At 64.6% G+C, this 19,472-nt stretch carries 5 protein-coding genes; 1 reads left to right on the top strand and 4 read right to left on the bottom strand.

All coding sequences use genetic code 11. The features are described from left to right. Positions 1–15: 15 nt before the first annotated feature. Together C2L65_RS16900 and C2L65_RS16895 are read right to left on the bottom strand one after the other, a co-directional pair. Positions 16–4,998, bottom strand: a complete 4,983-nt coding sequence (locus C2L65_RS16900) for a non-ribosomal peptide synthetase (RefSeq protein WP_042304266.1) — start codon at positions 4,996–4,998, stop codon at positions 16–18. A gap of 11 nt (positions 4,999–5,009) precedes the next feature. Further along, a complete protein-coding gene (locus C2L65_RS16895; RefSeq protein ID WP_042304267.1) occupies positions 5,010–14,606 on the bottom strand; it encodes a non-ribosomal peptide synthetase in 9,597 nt (3,198 codons plus the stop codon). A 255-nt stretch (positions 14,607–14,861) separates the two neighbouring features. Between C2L65_RS16895 and C2L65_RS16890 the strand changes: the two genes are divergently transcribed. Next, a complete protein-coding gene (locus tag C2L65_RS16890) occupies positions 14,862–16,667 on the top strand; it encodes a cyclic peptide export ABC transporter (RefSeq protein WP_042304268.1) in 1,806 nt (601 codons plus the stop codon). Positions 16,668–17,644: 977 nt separating this feature from the next. Here C2L65_RS16890 and C2L65_RS16885 read toward each other — a convergent pair. Further along, positions 17,645–18,676, bottom strand: coding sequence for an ABC transporter substrate-binding protein (locus tag C2L65_RS16885; protein ID WP_042304269.1), 1,032 nt, complete (start codon positions 18,674–18,676; stop codon positions 17,645–17,647). After that, positions 18,673–19,470 carry a siderophore-iron reductase FhuF gene (gene fhuF, locus C2L65_RS16880; RefSeq protein ID WP_042304270.1) on the bottom strand — a complete coding sequence of 266 codons (798 nt, stop codon included), beginning with the start codon at positions 19,468–19,470 and terminating at the stop codon, positions 18,673–18,675. Before fhuF ends, C2L65_RS16885 begins: the two co-directional genes overlap by 4 nt. Between the last annotated feature and the right edge of the window lie 2 nt (positions 19,471–19,472).

Genomic DNA, 19,472 nt, shown 5'->3' with positions numbered 1-19,472 from the left:
TCACTCCGTATGAAATCAGCGTGCATCGCGCACCTCCGTAGCCGGTTCGCGTGCTTCCTGTTCGATGTTCGCGTCGAGTCGCAGCGCCAGCGCATGGGCCACGCGCGTGAGCGTTTGATGGACGAACACGTCGTCGATCGTGATCGCGTAGCCCGCCGCGCTCGCCGCATCGACGAAGCGCACGACGTCGAAAGACGTCGCGCCTGCTTCGAACAGGTTGTCGTCGTGATTGGGCGCGTCACCGTCGAACGTATTGGCCCAGATGCGTGCGAGCGCATGCTTGAGTCGTTCGGCACGCGGCGAAGGATCGATGGACGCTTGATGCCCTTTCGTCTGCGCGGTGATGGGCGTCTCGCCCGAAATGACAATCGCTTCTTCTGGCGCTTCAATAAAGCGCGTGACGTCGGCCAGATAGTCGGCGCACAACCGCGCAACGAACTCGCCAGCCACCAGTTCGCGTCCATACGAGAACGCGCCCGTCACGCGGCCATCCGGATGCTCGACGATATCGAGTTCGAGATCGAACACGACGCGATGACGCACGTCGTTGAACTCATCCACTTCGATGCCATGCCATTGGCGCGCATCGCTTTGCGCAGGCCGCAGATAGTTGAACATCACCTGGAAAAGCGGATTGCCGTTCGCGGTGCGCGACGCGCGCACGCTGTCGACGACCTGCGCGAACGGCGCGGCGACATGCGCATACGCACCCAGCGCGGCTTCGCGCACGGCAGCAATCACTTCGCGCGGCGAGCCCGTTTCGCGCATCGACGTGCGCACGACGACAGCGTTGATGAAGAGACCGATCACGTCGTCGGTGCCGGCGTCGCGCGTCGATGCGAGTACGCCGACAGCCTGATCGAGCGCGCCCGTCTGCCGTGCGAGCGCGACGTTCAGCACCGCGTGCAACAGCATCGGCAGCGTGGCGTGCGACGACATCGCCAACGCCTTCGCGCGTTCGACCGTCTGCGCGTCGAACTCGAACGCGATGCGTCCCGCGCTCCATTCGGGCGAAACGGGACGCTCGCCCGCAGGCTGTGGCAAACGCATCAACGGTACGTCGCGCAAAGCGTCGCGCCAGTACTTGAGGTCGGCTTGCCTCGGCTTCGTGCGGGAGGCGAATGCGGGCTTCAGCGGCGACGTGCTCAACGGCTCGCCTGTTGCGGATGCCGAATAAGCGCTCTGCACGTCGTTGAGCCATACGTCGATCGAATGACCGTCTGCAACGATGTGATGGATCACGACCGACAACACATGATCGTCGTCGGCGAGACGGATCAGGCGCGCGCGCCACAGCGGCGCTTTGGCGAGATCAAACGGCGTGAGCGCGTCTTCATCTGTTAGCTGCGTCGCTGCAGCAATGCGTTCATCCATCGACACAATCGCTCGCAGATCGACGACGGGCAACGTCACGCGACGATGCGCGTCGATCACCTGACGCGGTTCGGCAGCGCCTTTTGTCGATACCAGCCGCGCGCGCAACGCGGGATGCTTGTGCGCTGCGTGATCGAATGCGTTTTCCAGCGCGGCCGCATCCACGGCGCCACGCAGGCGCAGCGCGACGGGAATGTTGTACGCCGCGCTTTCCGGCTGCGCGCGCCACAGAAACCACAGCGCGCGTTGCGCATCGCTCAACGCGAGGTCGCTCGCGTCTTTCGATTCCGGCTCGTGACGCTCGTCCTCGCGCGCCCCGACACGCGGCGCTTCGGCCACGCGTTGCGCGTACGCAGCGAGCGTCGGTGCTTCGAACAGCGTGCGAACGGGCACGTCGTGCGCGAGCCGTTCGCTGACGCGCGTTGCCACGCTCACGGCCGCCAGCGAATGGCCGCCCATTTCGAAGAAATGATCGGCGCGGCCCACGCGCTCGACGCGCAGCACTTCGCACCAGATCGCCGAGAGTGCCGTTTCGATGCCCGCTGCGGGCGCATCGAACGCACGCTCGACGCGCACCGGCTCCGGCAACGCCGCGCGGTCGATCTTGCGGTTCGCGTTGCGCGGCAGCGCATCGAGCACGACGATATGCGACGGCACCATATAGTCCGGCAACGCGCGGCGCAAATGCGCTGCGAGCGCATCGCCATCGATTCGCTCGCTGCGCTTGCGCGCCTCGTCGCTGAGTTCGACATACGCAGCGAGCGCAGCGTCCGCGCCGCTGCCGCGTACCACGGCCACCGCGTCACGCACATCGTCGTGCGCCATCAGGCGCGCTTCGATCTCGCCAAGCTCGATACGCAACCCACGCACCTTCACCTGATGATCGATACGCCCGACAAACTCCAGCACGCCATTCGCACGCCGCCGAACCAGATCGCCCGTTCGATACAGCCGCGCGCCCGGCGCCCCGAATGGATCGGGCACGAAGCGCTCAGCCGTCAGCGCAGCGCGCGCGTGATAGCCGCGCGCGACGCCCGTGCCGCCCAGATACAGTTCGCCCGTCACGCCAACCGGCAACGGCCGCAGGTTCGCATCGAGCACATGCGCGGTGCGCTCGCCGACGGGCGTGCCGATGGGCAAGTACGCGGCATCCGCGATATCGCTCGCGTCTTCGTGCGCGTCGATCATCCACAGCAACGGCGTAATCACCGTCTCCGTCGGACCATAACCGTTCACGACGCGCACATCGGGAAACGCCTGCCGCAGCGCGGCGAACGCTTCGCGCGAGGTCGCCTCGCCGCCGACCGTGAGCGAGCGCAGCGAACGCGGCGCGCCATGCGCGCGCGCCCATTCGGCCATTTGCAGCGCGTAGCTCGGCGGGAATGCAGCAATCGTGATCCGTTCGCTCGCGATCGTTTCGCAGGTTTGCGCGGGTGGCCACAACGCATCGTCGGTGATGCGGATGTCGACGCCCGCCGTCAGCGGCGCGAGCCAGCATTCATGCGCGCCGTCGAAATTGATCGACATGAAGTGCAGCACACGGTCCTTCTCGCGCATGCCGTAGCGCGCGGCAATCGCCGCGCAGTGCATCGCGATCGATGCGTGATCGACCACGACACCCTTCGGCTTGCCCGTCGAACCCGACGTGTAGATCAGATACGCGGCCTGCGTCGGTGCAATGGCCGGTTCGTTGTATGTAACGTCGTCTTGCGCCGGCTCGTCTTCCGCGTCGATCAGCCATACGCGGGTGCCGTGCCGCAGTGGAAGCTTCGGCACATGGCGCCGCTCGGTGACGACATGCTCGATCGACGCATCGTCGACGATATGCGCAAGGCGGTCGCGCGGATGCGTCGGATCAAGCGGCACAAACGCGCCACCCGACTTCAGAATGGCCAGCAGCCCAACGAACAGATCCGTCGAGCGGCCGACTGCGATGCCGACTCGTGTTTCCGCGCCCACGCCCGCCGCCATCATCCGCGCCGCGAGCCGCGCGGCGCGTGCGTCGAGTTCGGCGCGCGTGAGCGTCTTGTGTGCGTCCATCACCGCGCTCACGTCGGGCTTTTTCTTCGCGTGCTGGGCGAGCTTCACATGCACGGGGACAAACGGCCCGTCTGCATGTTCATACGCGTTCCACGCATCCAGTTGCTCACGTTCGTCCCGCGTCAGCCATTCGAGGTCACCTACGGGCGCGTACGACGACGCAAGCGCGCTGTCGAGCAACTGTGCGTACTCGCCCGCAATCCGCTGCACGGCCTGCGCGTTGAACAGATCGGTCGAATAGACGAACGCGGCATCGAGCGCGCCGTCTTCGCGTTCCTCGAAGCCGAGCGTCAGATCGAACTTCGCATACGGCGCACCAAACGGGAGATCGGTCACGCGCACGTCGTCGAATGCGGGCAACGCGCGGCGCGCCGCATACGACGCCATCACCTGAAACAACGGATGATGACTCGCGCTGCGCGGCACACCGAGCGCTTCAACCACCTGCTCGAACGGCACGTCCTGGTGCGATTGACCATCGACGAGCGCGCGCTGCACGTTGTCGATCAATGCGTCGAACGGCTTGCGCATATCGACGTGTGCGCCCACCGCGAGCGTATTGACGAAGAAGCCGATCAGCCCCGCCGTTTCCCCGCGCTCGCGATTCGCGGCGGGCACGCCGATCTGCACGTGCGACTCGCCGCTCGCCCGCGCGAGCAATGCGTGCAAGGCCGCGAGCAACACCGCGAACGGCGTCGCGCGACGCGCTTGGGCGAGCGTGCGAACACGTTGTGCCGTCGTTGCATCGATGGTGAAGTAATGACGTCCCCCGCGCGCGCTGCGCTGCATCGGGCGCGCGCCGCTGCCGGGCAATGCGATCACGCCCGCGTCCGCTCGCACCTGCTCGCGCCAGAATTGCAGCTGACGTTCAGCCTCGCCCGCGTCGAGCCAGCGGCGCTGCCACAGCGAAAAGTCCGCGTATTGAACGGGCAGCGGCGCGAGCGCAACAGTTTCGCCGTTGGCGTACGCACGGTAGAACGCGGCCAGCTCGTCGAGCAGCACGTCGATCGACCAGCCGTCCGAGACGATGTGGTGCATCGTCAGCACGAGCCAGTGTGTCGAGTCGTCGAGCGCGATCAGATGCACGCGCACGAGTGAGTCCTGGGCCAGATCGAACGGTTGATCTTCGTCTTTCGCCGCAATGTCCGAGGCGATGCGTTCGCGCTCGTCGTTCGCCGCGCGCGACAGATCGGTGAAGCGCCACGGGCAACGCGCAGGCGCTTGCACGACCTGCTCGACGCCGCCATCTGTGGATTCGGCAAAGGTGGTGCGCAATGCTTCATGACGCGCAATCAACGCATCGAATGCGTGCCGCAGCACCGCGCGATTCAGTTCGCCGTCGAGCCGCAGCCGGCTCGTCACGTGATACGCCGCCGGCTCGTCGATCATGCGCGCGTGCAGCCACAGCCGCGTCTGCGCGAACGATGCGGGCACGGCCGACGAACGGTCCACGCGCGCCGGAATGGGCAGCACGCGAAAGTCGATGCCCGCTTCACCGAGCTTCGTGATAAACAGCTTGCGCTGCGCGTCCGGCAATTGCGCGAAACGCGCGGCGAGCGCCAGCAGATCGGGTTTGGATGTCATTCGATCGTTCCTCATTGCGCTTCGAGTTCACCGAGCAGCGCGTCGATCGCGCGCGCTGCGTCGTCGAGTGAGTGAGCGCCGCGCGCTTCGAGCGCCGCGTCGATGGCAGCCGCGCAACGCGACAGCGTGCGGGCATCGAACAGCGTGCGCAGCGGCAGCGCGAGCGACCAGTGCAGATTGATTTGCGCGTTCGCCTGCGTCGCAAGCAGCGAATGTCCGCCTAGCGCGAAGAAGTCAGCGTCGCGGCCGATCGCGTGGCTTGCGTCGATGCGCAGCACGCGTGTCCAGATCGCGGCGAGTTCGCGCTCGGTGTCGGTCTGCGGTTCGGCCACTTCTGCTGTTTGTAGCGACGGCGCAGGCAATGCGTTGCGGTCGCACTTGCCGTTCGGCGTGACGGGCAGCGCGTCGAGTTCGATCACATGCGCGGGCACCATGTAGGCAGGCAACTGTGCGTTCAACGCCGCGAACAGCGCCGCTTGGTCGAACGCTTCTTCGGCGCGTCGCGCGACATAGCCGATCAACTGCTCATCGCGCACGATTACGACGGCGTCATGCACGCCGGGCGCAGCGCGCAACAGCGCTTCGATTTCGCCCGGCTCGATACGCAAGCCGCGCAACTTGACCTGCTGATCGGCCCGGCCGAGATAGTCGAGCACGCCGTCCGCGCGCCGGGACACGAGATCGCCCGTGCGATAGAGACGCGCGCCCGGCGTGAACGGATCGGGGATGAAGCGCTCTGCCGTCAGCGCGGCGCGCCCAAGATAACCACGCGCAAGCCCGACGCCGCCCAGATACAGTTCACCGATTGCGCCTGCGGGCAACGGATGCAGCGACGCATCGAGCGCATGCAGTTGGATGTTTGCAATCGGCTTGCCGATGGGGACTGCGACGGCCTGTGCATCGGCCTCCGTGCAGGTCCAGTGCGATACGTCGATCGCGGCCTCCGTCGGGCCGTACAGGTTGTGCAATTGCGCTTGCGGCAGCAGCACGCGCGCGCGCGCCACGAGTTCGGGCGACAGCGCCTCGCCGCTGGCCACGATCCGCGCGATGCTCGTGCATTGCGCGGCGGCATCGAAGTCCTTCAGATGGCCGAGGAACGCGCCAAGCATCGACGGTACGAAATGCAGTGTCGTTACGCCAAAGGTCGCGATCGCGGACGCGAGGCGTGCGGGGTCGCGATGATCGCCTGGTGCGGCGATGGCCAGCGTCGCGCCGGCCGACAACGGCCACACGAATTCCCACACTGAAACGTCGAAGCCGAATGGCGTCTTGTGCATCACGACATCCTGCGGCGTCAGACGATACGCGTCCTGCATCCACGCGATCCGGTTCGCGAGCGCGCGATGCGTATTGCCCGCGCCCTTCGGCTTGCCTGTCGAGCCCGATGTGTAGATCAGATACGCAAGCTGATCGGACTCGACGGCGATGGGCGCTTCGAGCGCGGCGTTCGCATCGAGTTCTTCGACGCACAGCACATGCGCGCTGTCGCTGCGGATCGAAGCGACAACGCGTGCATGCAGCGCCCGTTGAGTCAATACGACGGCGGGCTGCGCATCGTCGAGCAGATACGCGATGCGATCGGCGGGATAGTCGGGATCGACGGGCAGATACGCGGCACCCGCTTTCAACACGCCGAACAGCGCGACCACCATTTCGACTGAACGCTCGACGCATAGCGCTACTACGCTGTCCGCCTTGACGCCTGCATTCAGCAATGCAGCGGCCACGCGGTTCGCGCGGTCATCGAGTTCGGCATACGTGATGTGCGCGCGTGTTCCGTTGGCGTCGATGAAGTCCAGCGCGATCGCATTTGGCGTCGCAGCAGCATGCCGTTCGAACTGACGATGAAGCGCCAGTTGTTGTTCATCGCGCCACGTGTGCGCGGTATCGTTAAGGCGCGCGAGTTGCGCGTATTCGTCGCGTGTCGCGATCGACACGCTACCCAGCAGCGCATGTGGATCGGCGATGAACGCTTCAATGCTGGCATTGAACGCGCGATGCAGCGTCCGCACGCGCGCTTCGTCGATACGCGCCGTGTCGTAGCCGTAGTCGATCGTCAGCGTGTCGCCGGCCTGAACGACCAGCGTGACGGCCAGATCCGTCGATTCGACGCTGTGAATGTCCGACAGACGCAGCGCGCGTTCGTCGTTCGCCGACCAAGCCGGATCGACGGGATAGTTTTCGAACACCACCAGTGTGTCGAACATCGCGCCGCCGCCCTGTCCGGCCCAGCGTTGTATGTCGAAGAGCGGTGTATGCGCGTGCTCGGCATTGGCCGCGTTGTCGCGTTGCAGGTCCGCGAGCCAGTCGGCGATGCGCCGCTGCGGCGCAGGCGTGGCGATGACGGGCAATGTATTGATGAAAAGGCCAAGCACGCTGTCGACGTCGGGCAGCGCATCGGGCCTGCCCGCGACGGTCGCGCCGAATGCGACCGTCGCGTGATGGGTCATGCGCTGCAACGCGAGCGCCCACGCGCCCTGCACCAGCGTATTCACGGTCAGCCTGAGGCTGCGCGCGAGTGCGGTCAGCTTTGCGGTCGTGGCGGCATCGAACTGCGCGCGCCAGACCTCATGCGGCACAGAGGCGGTCGGCTCCGGCGACACGTTCGGCGCGACCAGCGTCGGTTCGTCGAAACCGGCGAGTCGTTCGAGCCAGAATGCCTTGTCGGCATCGTGATCGCGCGCATCGAGCCATGCAATGAAATCGCGGTAACGCAGCCGTGCCGCCTGGCCGAACGAAAACGCGCGGCGCTCGCTCATGTAATCGCGCAACACGTCGGCAAACATGCGCGCCGTGCTCCAGCCGTCGAGCAGCAAGTGATGACGCGTCCACACGAGACGCCATTCGTCGTCGGTGAGGCGGACAAGCGTCACGCGCATTAGCGGCGCTTGCGACAGATCAAAGCCTTGCGCACGATCTTTCGTCAGCCATTGCTCGAAGTTCGCGTCTTGCGCATCGCGGCCACGCCAGTCGAGCACGGCGACGGGCAACTTCGCCTGACGATGCACGATCTGCAGCGGCACGTCGGCGTCATGCCAGAAGCTCGTGCGCAAGATGTCGTGTTGCGGCACGACGCGATTGAATGCGTCCGTCACACGCGCTATATCCGGCGACGTCAGCGTCGCGACGAGTTGATTGACGTACGTGGTGCGGTCAGGCGCATACAGCGAGTGGAACAGAATGCCCTGCTGCATTGGCGACAGCGGATAGATATCGTCGACGGTGCGCAAATCGAGGTCGAGGCGCTCGAGCATCGGCTGCGAGAGACCCGTGCGCTGCGCAAGCGGAAAGTCAGCGGGCGTGGCGCTCGCACCGCGCTTCGACACGCGTTCGATGCAGCGCGCCGCGATATCGCGCAGCGTGCTTTCGAATGTGCGCGCAAGTTTTTCGACCGTGCCGGCCTCGAACATCGCCGCGCTATAGACCCAATGCACCTTGAGCTTGCGCGCGCCGTCGATATGCGCGTGAATCGCCAGTGCATTCGACATCGGCCCGGCTGGATCGCGCTCGCAGCCTGCGCCTCCGAAGCGTGCGTTCAGCGCGCGCTCGGTCGATGTTTCGCCGAACTGGCCCAGGTAATTAAAAGTCACGCGCGGACGCGGCAGCGCGGCAAGCTTCGTTCGCGTCGCGTCATCGGCGAGATAGCGCAGCACGCCGAAGCCGACACCCTTGTTCGGTACCGCGCGCAATGCGTCCTTTACGGCTGTCAGCGTGTCGGTGCTCGATGCGCTGATGGGCAGGGCGACAGGATAGTGGCTCGTCAACCAGCCGATCGAGCGGCTCGCGTCGAAGTCTTCGAACAGCGCTTCGCGTCCGTGCCCTTCGAGTTCGATCAGCAGCGAATTCGCTTCGACACTTGCGCCCAGCGTGTGAGCGAGCGCAGCGACGAGCAGATCGATCGTTTGCGTACGCCATGCGGCGTTCGCATCGGTGAGCAGCGTCTGCGTGAGCGTGGCGTCGATCGTCCATTCGACCGTGCATGCGTCGGCATTGGTCGCCGTGCCTTGCGGATTGTCGAACGGCACGGCGGCGTTCGCGTGCTGCATCGAGGTCCAGTACGGCAGTTCTTTGCTGAAAAGCGCCGCTGCATTGCTGGCGAGACGTTGCGCCCAGTCCGACGCATGCGCGCCTTGCGCCGCGAGCCTGATGGCACGCCGCTCGCGTGCCGCGACGTAGGCGGCATCGAGGTCTTCGAGCAGCACGCGCCACGACACGCCATCGACGATCAGATGGTGAACCGCGATCCACACGCGCGGCGTGCCATCGGGCAGCATCGCGACGAGCGCGCCCGCAAGCGGACCGCGCGCGAGATCGAAGCTACGCTGCAACTCGTCGAATTGCGCGAGCGCGTCGTGCTCGTCGCGGGCTTCAATGGCGACGAGGGGCAGCGTGTCGAACGGCTTGTCGGCGTAGCGCGCGCTCCACGAAGAGGACGCGTCTTGTGTGAAGCGCAGGCGGAATGCGTCGTGATGTGCGAGCACCGCGTCAAATGCCTGCGCGAATGCGTCGAGATCGAAGCGTTCGGTCGCATGCAGTTCGATGGCCTGATTCCAGTGGTGACGCACGGGAATCGTCAACTCGAAAAAGCGCTGCTGCGCGGGTGTCAACGCGACATGCGAGGCATCCGGTTTTGAAACAGCGCGCGTTTCCGCTTTCGGCTCGGCGACGGCAACCGCTTGTGCGACTTGCGCCAGTTGCGCGACGGTCGGCTTGTCGAACAGTTGCTTCGGCGTGAAGCGCACGCCGCGTTTGCGCGAACGCGCGATCACCTGCAACGCGAGAATCGAATCGCCGCCCAGTTCGAAGAAGTTGTCGTCGCGGCCCACGCGCTCCGCACGCAGCACTTCTTTCCATACGTCCACGAGAATTCGCTCTGTGCCTTCGAGCGGTGCTTCGCTTGCCGATTGCACGACAGGCTGTTGCGCAAGCTTGCGCAGCTTCGCACGGTCGATCTTGCCGTTCGGGGTGACGGGGAAGGCGTCGCACAGCGTCAACGTCGCGGGCACCATGTAGTCGGGCAGTCGCGCGGCGAGTTGCGCACGCAGCGATGCTTCATCGCTCGCACCTTGCACAACGACGAACGACGCGAGGCGCGCGCGGCCATCTTCATGGATTGCCAGTGTTTCCGCCTGCCTGACGCCGTCGAGCGCGCGCAACGTCGCGCTCACTTCGCCGGGCTCGACGCGATAGCCGCGAATCTTCACCTGATCGTCGAGACGGCCCAGATAGTCGATCGCGCCGTCCGCGCGCAGGCGCACGCGGTCGCCCGTGCGGTACATGCGCGTACCGCTTGCGTCCGGCACGAAACGCTCCGCAGTCGCGGAGGCGCGGCCCAGATAGCCGCGCGCAACGCCCGGTCCGCCCAGATACAGTTCGCCGATTCCACCCACAGGAACGGGCGCGCCGTTCGCATCGAGCACGAACGCGCGCGAGTTCGGCAACGGACGTCCCGTGGGTACGCCTGCCGATGCGCTCGCGCCGCTCATGTTCGCGGTCGCGTCGAACGTGAGCGCACCGACGGTCGCTTCCGTCGGGCCATAGTGATTGATCACGCGGCACGCAGGCCGCAACGACGTGATCCGTTCGATCAGCGTCCACGGCAGCGGCTCACCGCCCAGCACCAGCGCGTGCGACGGCAGAACATCGGCGGGCTGTTGCGCTTCGAGCAGCGCATGCAGATGGCTCGGCACGATCTTCAACACGCCGACGCCACGCTCGCGCATCGTCGAGGCAAAGCGATCGGGATCGAACGCGGCTTCTTTCGGCAGCAGATGCAGCGTGCGGCCCGAGCACAATGCGCCGAACAGTGTGGTATGGCCGAGATCGGCGGCAACTGTCGACACCATCGCCATGCTCGCGCCGGGCACGAACTTCAGCTCGTCGAGCATGCCCTGCACGTAGTCGGCAAGCGCGCGATGCGAAACGACGACACCCTTCGGCGCGCCCGTCGAACCCGATGTGTAGATCAGGTAAGCGGCCTGTTCGGGCGCAACGGAAGCGCATGCGGCTTCGCTGTGTGTGTCGATCAACGTATCGAGCGACAGGACAGGCGCTTTGGTTTCGATCTGTGATGCATTGGTTGCCACGATCACGCAGCGTGCGTCACATGCGGCGATCGACGCTTCGATACGCTCACGCGGCGCCGCGGGATCAAGCGGCACGGCCATCGCGCCCGACTTCAAGACGGCGAGCAACGCGACGACGAAATCGACAGAGCGGTCGATGCACAGCGCAACAGCCCGTTCCGCGCCTGCGCCGTGTTCGATCAACGCGCGGGCGGCACGCGACGAAGCGTGGTCGAGCTCCTCGAATGTGAGTTGGCGTTGCGCGTCCGTGACGGCGATCTGCTTTGGCGTTGCATTCGCGTGATATGTGAACGCCGCAACGACATCAGCGAACTCGAACGTCTGCGCGCGGCCTTGCAGCAGGTTGCTGCGAGGCTCGGCACAAGCGAGCGAACTGACAGCCAACGCAGGATTCGCCACGCTATCCGTCAGAAGCGCAACGAAACTGTCGAGCCATGCCTGCGCGGTCGCATCGTCGATGCAATCCGTCGCCCATGCCGCGACCAGTTCGATACCGCGCGCGTCGTCGGTGAAATCCAGCGCGAAGTCGAAGCGCGCCGCGTTGTCGGGGCCGGGCGTCAACGTTGCGACGGCACCCGGCAACGCGACGAGTTCATCGAACACGAATTGCTGCGCGAACTTCACGCGCAGCCATTCTTCGCCGCGCCGCACGGGCGGCCTGACGGCATCGATCACCTGATCGAACGGGATGTCCTGGTTTGCGTATGCGCCGAGCGTCGTGTCGCGCACTTGCGCGAGCAACGCATTGAACGGCGCGTGTGGCGACACGCGTGCGCGCAACGCCAAGGTGTTGATGAAAAGTCCGAGCAGATTCGCCACTTCGGCGCGCTGACGGTTGGCGACAGGCGCGGCAATCACGACATCCGTCGCAGCCGTCAGCCGATGCAGCCATGCGTGCAATGCCGTCAGCAGCACGATGAATGTCGATGCGTGCGCGCCGCTTGCGAGATCGCGCACTGCCGCCGATACATGCTGATCGAGACGCCGCGAAGCGCGCTTGCCGATGAGCGTGCGCTCTGCGGGTACTGTGCAATCGATGGGCAAGGCGAGCGGCGCGGGTGCATCTTTCAACGTGTCGCGCCAATAGCCGAGTTGCCGCTCGCGTTCGGCGCCGTCGAGCCATTCGCGCTGCCATTGCGCGAAGTCCGCGTATTGCGCGGTGAGCATGGGCAATGCAGCGGCGCGGTTTTCCGACAACGCAGCGTAGGCTTCCGCCAGTTCAGCGAACGCGCAACGCGACGACCAGCCGTCGCTGATCGCGTGATGCGCCGTCAACATCAGGCAATGCTCGTCATCAGCGAGCGTAACGAGCGATGCGCGCAGCAACGGGCCGTGTTGCAGATCGAAAGGTCGCGTCGCGTGTTCGTCGGCGAGTTCGCTTGCGCGTGCCTTGCGTGACTCAAGCGCGGTGCCGCGCAGATCACTTTGATCAACAGACACGGCGATGCGCGCATGAACGCGCTGCATCACGATGCCGTTGTCGTCTTCGTGCAGCGTCGTTCGCCACGCTTCGTGACGCACGATCACTTGCGCGAGCGCGTTTTCCAGAAACGCGCGATCGATCGAACCGCGAATGTTCCAGTGCGCCGCGATGTGATAAGCGTCGCCAGCGTCGCGCGTTTGCGCGAGCACCCAGAAACGCTGCTGTGCAAATGACGCGCGATAGTCCGTGTAATCGGTCTCCGTCGTGCTTCGCGCGGCCGCTTTCAATGGAAGCGGCTGCGTAAGGTCTTCCACTTCGCTCGCATCGACGATCGCCGCGAGTTGTTCGAGCGAGCGATCTGTGAACAGCGCATCCAACCGCAGATTCACGCGCAGTTCCGCGCGGATCGCGGCTTGCAAGCGCATGATCGCAATCGAGTCGCCGCCGCGCGCATGGAAGCTGTCATCCAGGCCAACAGGTTCGCCGCCCAGGATCGCCTGCCAGATCGCAGCGAGCTTGCGCGCCGTTTTGCCTTGCGGCTCGCGATACGACACAACCGCCGTTTGCGACGCAACGCGTGCGCGCAGCAACTCGCGATCCAGCTTGCCATTCAGCGTATAAGGCAGTGCATCGAGCAGCGCAAAGCGATGCGGCTGCCAGGCTTCCGGCAAGTGCCGCAACAGATGCTCGCGCAACGCGCTTTCATCAGCTGCGCTTTCAATCACGACACAGGCGGTCAACTGCACGCGCGTTGCACTCTGTTCAACGAGCATAGCCGCATCGCGCACACCGGAATGCGAACGCAGACATTGTGCGATCTCGCCGGGCTCGACGCGCACGCCACGAATCTGCACCTGATCGTCGATGCGGCCCATGTAGTCATAAGCGCCGTCCGCGCGCAGACGTGCGAGATCGCCGGTGCGATACACGCGCGAGCCTGGCGCGCCGTCCGCATCGGGGATGAACCGCTCGGCCGTTTGCGCCGCGCGTCCGTGATAGCCGCGCGCGAGACATGCGCCACCCAGCAGCAGCTCGCCTGTCGATCCATCGCCGATCGACGCGCCATCAGCCGATCCCGGCGTGCTGACGCGAGCCGTGCGCAATCCAATCGGCCTGCCGATCGGCAACGATGCGCAAGACGTGTCGCTGAAGGCAGCTTGAGCATCGAGTGGCCAGAGCATCGGCGAGATCACGGTCTCCGTCGGACCATAGCCGTTGATCAAACGCACGTCGTTAAACGTTTGCCTGATATCGGCGAATACATCGCCGGGCATCGCTTCGCCTCCGAACGCGAGCACGCGCAATGCAGCGGGCACGCCATGACGTCGCGCGGCTTGCGCGAATTCACGCAGATAGGCAGGCGGAAACGCGGCGATCGTCACGCGCTCCTGCTCGACCAACGCACGTGCATCGTCGGGCGCGACCGTGCCGGGCGCGGTGATCGCGATGCTCGCGCCTGCGGCAAGCGGCGCGAGCCAATACTCGTGCGCGAGATCGAAATTCACGGAAGCGAAATGCAGCACGCGGTCCGCGTCCGTCATCGGATAAGCATCGATCACGGCATCGCAATGCGCGGCAAGCGGACCATGCTCGACGATCACGGCTTTCGGCGTACCCGTCGAACCCGACGTGTAGATCATGTACGCAGCCGAACGTGGATGAACCTGCGCATCGTCGAATGTAACGGCTTGCGTGCTGTCGATCGCATCCACTTCGATGCAGTGCTCGAACCTGGCGCGCATCGTTGCGTCCGCAGCGCGCGTGACGATGCCATGCCGCAGACCCGCGTCGCGCGCCATCCAGTCGAGACGTTGCGCGGGATGACGCGGATCGAGCGGCACGAACACGCCGCCCGCCTTCAGCACGGCGAGCAACGCGACGAACAGATCGCACGACCTGTCGATGCACACGCCCACCCGCACTTCCGCACCCACGCCACGCGCGCGCAACACCGCTGCGACGTGCGACGCGCGAGCGTCGAGTTCGCCGCGCGACAGGCGCACGGTATGCGGCGAAAACGCGGCGAGCGCGGGTGCGTTGGGTGTACTGCGCGCGAGTTCGCACAGTCGCTGATGCAAGGCAGTCGGAAAAGTCGTCATTCGTGTGAAGTCCTTCGGCAAGGCCGCTATGCCGCTGCATCGGGAAGCGGTTTGTCCCGGTCCCAATTTCAGCGGCTTCACACAGGTGACGAATCGCGCGAAAAAAAATTTACCCCTTTGGTGGAATAAATTCTGCGGAGTCCTTGATTGCTCGCGCTCGCGGCGATTTAACTAAAGTTTTTCGATGCCCAAACGTCTATTCGATTGATGACCCTTCATGCGCTCTGCGCGCCTTCACTCTCACGCCCGCTTTCGATGACTGCTTCCAACGCACCGCCCGTGAATGGTTCGGATCGCCCGAACAAACCCGCTACCCGTCTGCTGTTGTCGCTATTACGACGCTCGCGCGGCGCGCTTGCGCTCGCGCTGGTCGCATGCATTGCGAATGGCGTATCGAGCGTGCTGCTGGTCGCGACGCTCAACCGAGCGCTGAGCGCGCCCACCGCTGCAGATCTTCCGCTCGCGTTGCGTTTCGCCGCGTGCGCGCTGGTCGCGCTGATCGCACGCATCGTTTCGGGCGTGCTGTTCGCGGGGCTTTCGCAGGACACGATGGGCCGCATGCGCGAGCATGTTTCCGCGCGCGTCGCGGCTGCCGAGTTGCGCGACGTCGAGCGTGTCGGCGCGGCGCCCGTGCAATCGATCCTCACCGACGACGCCACCAACGTGTCGATGCTGTTCTTCGCGCTGCCGAACATCGTCATGCACGGCTCGATCGTCGCGGGCTGCCTTGCGTATCTCGCGTGGCTGTCGTGGCCCGTTTGCGTGCTGGCGCTCAGCGCGATCGTCGTCGGCTCGCTGGGTTATCGCGTCGGCGATATTCGCGCGATCGCGTCGCTCGAAGCGGCGGGCAGCGCGCAAGACAGACTGTTCGATTACCTCGGCTCGCTGTTCGCGGGTGCGAAGGAACTGAAGTTGCATCGCGAGCGCGCGCGGCAATTCGTCGAAGGACAACTCGGTGCTGCGATCAACGAAGTGCGCGACCATCGGCGCCGCGCGTTCGTGGCCTATGCGATCGGCGTGGGCTGGATCATCTTTCTGTTCTATGTGTTCCTGGGCGCGGCGACTTTCCTGCCGTCCATCGGCGTGCATGCCGACGCGCAAGCGGCCGCTGGTTATGTGATCGTGTTCCTGTTCATGCTGGTGCCGCTCGATGGGCTGCTGAACAATCTGCCGACCGTCAACGCGGCGCGTGTGTCGCTTGAGCGCATCGAGCGCGTGCTCGCCGAGTTCGAGGAACCGCATCACGCGGCGGCGGCCTTGCCGGCAGCCGTTTCCGGCGGCGCTCAGGCCGCCGCGTTTGACACGTTCACGCTGCGCGGTATCACGCACGCGTACTTCCACGAGCGCGACGAGCGCATGTTCCGCATCGGACCGATCGATCTGACGTTCAAGCCGGGCGAGCTGGTGTTCATCGTCGGCGGCAACGGCAGCGGCAAGACGACGCTCGCGAAGGTGCTGACGGGTCTGTATGAGCCGGAAGGCGGCGTTATCGAAGTGGATGGCTCGCCAGTCACGCGGGACACGCGGCCCGCCTATCGCGAGCGCTTCTCGACGGTGTTCAACGACTTTCATCTGTTCGACACGCTGCTCGGCATCGTCGATCCCGACGACACGAACGACGGCGCCCGCGCCGCCGCCGATGCCCGCGCCAATGCACTGATCGCCAAGCTTGCGCTCGATCACAAGGTTAGTGTTGAAAATGGCACGTTCTCGACTCGCGCGCTGTCGACGGGGCAGCGCAAGCGCCTTGCGCTGGTCGTTGCGTATCTGGAGGATCGTCCGTTCTATCTGTTCGATGAATGGGCGGCGGATCAGGACCCGTCGTTCAAGGCTGTGTTCTATGAGCAACTGTTGCCGGAGTTGCGTGGGCGCGGCAAGACGGTCGTCGTGATTACGCATGATGACCGTTACTTTCCGCTTGCCGATCGCGTGCTGAAGCTGGATAACGGCGCAATCGTTAATGAAACGCACGGTGTGCCACGTGCAGTTGCTGGAAATGGCACAGTACGTGTGCCGTACGTTCAGGGGGATGTGCGGCAGAGCAGGATTGATGCGGGCTGAAGGTTGGGGTTTGCTTTTTGCTTTTGGTGGCATCCGTGTTGTGCCTGCGCGGCGCGGGCGTCGCCGTTTGGTGTTCTGGGCTTTTCGCTGGCATCCGCGTTATGTCTTTGTGCTTCAAGCGTCGCCCCGGTGCGGGGCGGGCACCTACTTTGTCTGCGACGCTGGCGGGATTGTCGGGCATTTGCGCTGGCATCCGCGTTATGTCTTCGTGCTTCACGCGTTGCCCCTGTGCGGGGCGGAACCTACTTTGTCTGCGACGCTGGTGGGATTGTCGGGCATTTGCGCTGGCATCCGCGTTACGGTGTTTGCTGTTCACGCGTCGCCCCTGTGCGGGGCGGCACCTACTTTTCTTTGCCGCCGCAAAGAAAAGTAGGCAAAAGAAAGCGGCTAACACCGCCAACACTTGACCTCTATCCACGGGCCCCCAACGTCCCCACGCTTCACACGGCAGCCTTTCTGTTCGTGCTTGTTGCCAACGCTTTGAATGAATGCCTCACCCGCTTCGAATGCTTCTGCACGGGCCAGCGACAGCGAACGGTATGTGCCGCCTAGGTGGCAAACTGTGTGTAGGTTGTCGCGACGTGTACGTTAGCGCTCTTACAGGGTGGAACGCATGCGCAATCGGTCCGAAGTGACGCGTGCGAAGCACAGGAAGCCGACACACAGTTTGCCACCTGGGCGGCCGTGGACTGTCTGGCGCGGCATACTGGATTGTGGGTGCGTGAAGCGGATGAGGCGCTGATTCAGAGCGCTGGCAACGCGCGTGGGTCACGTGATTGCCGTGTGAAGTGTAAGACCCTGTGGGGGCCCTCAGGCAAATACACGAGCTGGCGGTGTTAGCCGCTTTCTTTTGCCTACTTTTCTTTGCGGCGGCAAAGAAAAGTAGGTGCCGCCCCGCACAGGGGCGACGTGTGAAGCACGCTAACAAATCGCGGATGCCAGCGAAAAGCAAAACCAAAACCAAACCACCAACACCATCACCGCGAAGCGGAAGCTTCCGATTGCAAAGCCGCCGCCGGCAGCAAAAGCAACGCATCCGTCATCGCATGCGACAACTTCAACGCCGACATCGGCCCACCAAACCCCCACACATTACGTTCGACCAAGGTCACGCGTCCTTCACGCCGCGCAGGCACAAACCGCCAAACCGGCGAATCGAGCTTCGCCTCCAGCTTCACTTCCGGGCCAGTTGCGCTCGTCAGCAACACACTCGTCTGCGGACGTTTCAAGAAATCTTCCGACGTCAGATAGGTCGTACCTTCGCGAGTCGGCTTCGAAGGCCATAGCGTCACGCCGAGCTTCTTCGCGACACCGCCCGCCATGCTGTTGCTCGTATAGGCCCAGTACCGGTCGGGCAAACCCAGCTCCTGCAACAACGCGAAATCGACATGCGTACGGCCCGCATCGGCGAGCCGCTTTGCATCGCGTGCAAGGCCTTCGTCGAGCTGCCGTTCGATGGCTTGCGCCTGCACCGTGCGCCCCGTGATGCAACCAATCGTATCGAAGATCCTGCGCGCCCATTCGAGCTGCGTCGCCTGCGCGCCGTCGAGCTTCATCTCGGGGCTGAACTGGAACAGTACGGTCGGCGCGATCGTTTTCAGCGCGCCAAAAATCGGCGCATGCCGGAAGCCGACGCCGATGATCAGGTCGGGCTTGAGCGCGGCAATCGCTTCGAGGCTCGGCTCCTGGCGCGTGCCGACGTCGGGCACCGACTGCATGCGCTCGACGTCATAGCCGATCCACGACGGGTAATACGCGGTGTCGACCATGCCCGCAGGAGTGACATCGAGCGAAAGGAGCGCTTCAGCGAAGAGGAATTCGAGTACGACGATACGCTTCGGATGCGCGGGCAACGCGTCGCTCGCCTGCGTCACAGTGGGATTCGCGGACAGCGGCATGCACGCGAGCGCGGCCGTGTCGCGAGGCGCTGGTGTCACGCCTGCCGCGCTCGCGGAACAGGCGAACGCCAGGCACGCGGCGCATACGGTCGCGCGCAGCATCTGCTTCATCGTATTGCCTCTTGCCGCGCGAGGTCTTCGTCGCTCATCGTGAGTAATAGCGGACAACTCGCACACAGTTGATCTTCTCCAGGTATTTCATAGCGCACGCAGCAGACACGTCGCGCGCGAAACGGCGCAGGCAGCAGCGCCGAGCGCGGCGTGACGTTACGCACGGGCACGCGTAGCGGGTTCGGCTCGTCGCCACCGAACAGCGCGCACGATTCGAACATCCACGCGGCGTCGCGGGCCGCGCCCGGCATGGCCGCGCATTGCTCAAAGAACGTGTCCAGCAGATTGCCGACGTTGCTCCATAGCACGCGCGGCGCTATCTTCGTCATGCTCGCGAGCACGTCGATCACGCCGCGCAGATGTTCATCGATCAACGACGCGTAACGGCGCGCGGGATCGTCGGTCGAGTCATCGAGCGCATCGTGCGGCAGATACAGCGCTTCGGGCATGCCTTCGCGCAGCAACAGCACGCAGCGCGCGGGGTTCATGTCGAGCGGTCTCTGAAAGACGAGCGCGGACACCAGCGCAGCAGGCACCGCGAGACCAAAATAGTATTTGCTCCACTGCGACAGCAGCGCGCGCGCATGACGTTCGGGATCGCCGCCGTAGCGCAAGAGCATTGCATCGAGGATCGCTTCGCGCTGCGTCGCGAGTTGCGTGAGCGGCACGCGCACTTGCGCGGCGTCGCCGGTGTTTGAAGTTTCAGCGGGCACGCCGAGCCACACGCGTTCGACATACGTGGCGAACGGCGAATCGGCAACGAGCGACGCAAACGGTTTTGCAGCAGAGGACATGT

Origin of the sequence: Paraburkholderia terrae, assembly GCF_002902925.1 — a bacterium.
GTDB classification, from domain to species: Bacteria; Pseudomonadota; Gammaproteobacteria; order Burkholderiales; family Burkholderiaceae; genus Paraburkholderia; species Paraburkholderia terrae.
Note: the sequence above shows the minus strand (reverse complement) of the source record. Positions and strands in the feature narration are given on the sequence as shown.

Excerpts from the sequence above, each read along its gene's own strand:
- C2L65_RS16900 (WP_042304266.1), bottom strand. The coding sequence starts at position 4,998 with ATGACATCCAAACCCGATCTGCTGGCGCTCGCCGCGCGTTTCGCGCAA.
- C2L65_RS16895 (WP_042304267.1), bottom strand. The coding sequence starts at position 14,606 with ATGACGACTTTTCCGACTGCCTTGCATCAGCGACTGTGCGAACTCGCG.
- C2L65_RS16890 (WP_042304268.1), top strand. The coding sequence starts at position 14,862 with ATGACTGCTTCCAACGCACCGCCCGTGAATGGTTCGGATCGCCCGAAC.
- C2L65_RS16885 (WP_042304269.1), bottom strand. The coding sequence starts at position 18,676 with ATGAAGCAGATGCTGCGCGCGACCGTATGCGCCGCGTGCCTGGCGTTC.
- fhuF (WP_042304270.1), bottom strand. The coding sequence starts at position 19,470 with ATGTCCTCTGCTGCAAAACCGTTTGCGTCGCTCGTTGCCGATTCGCCG.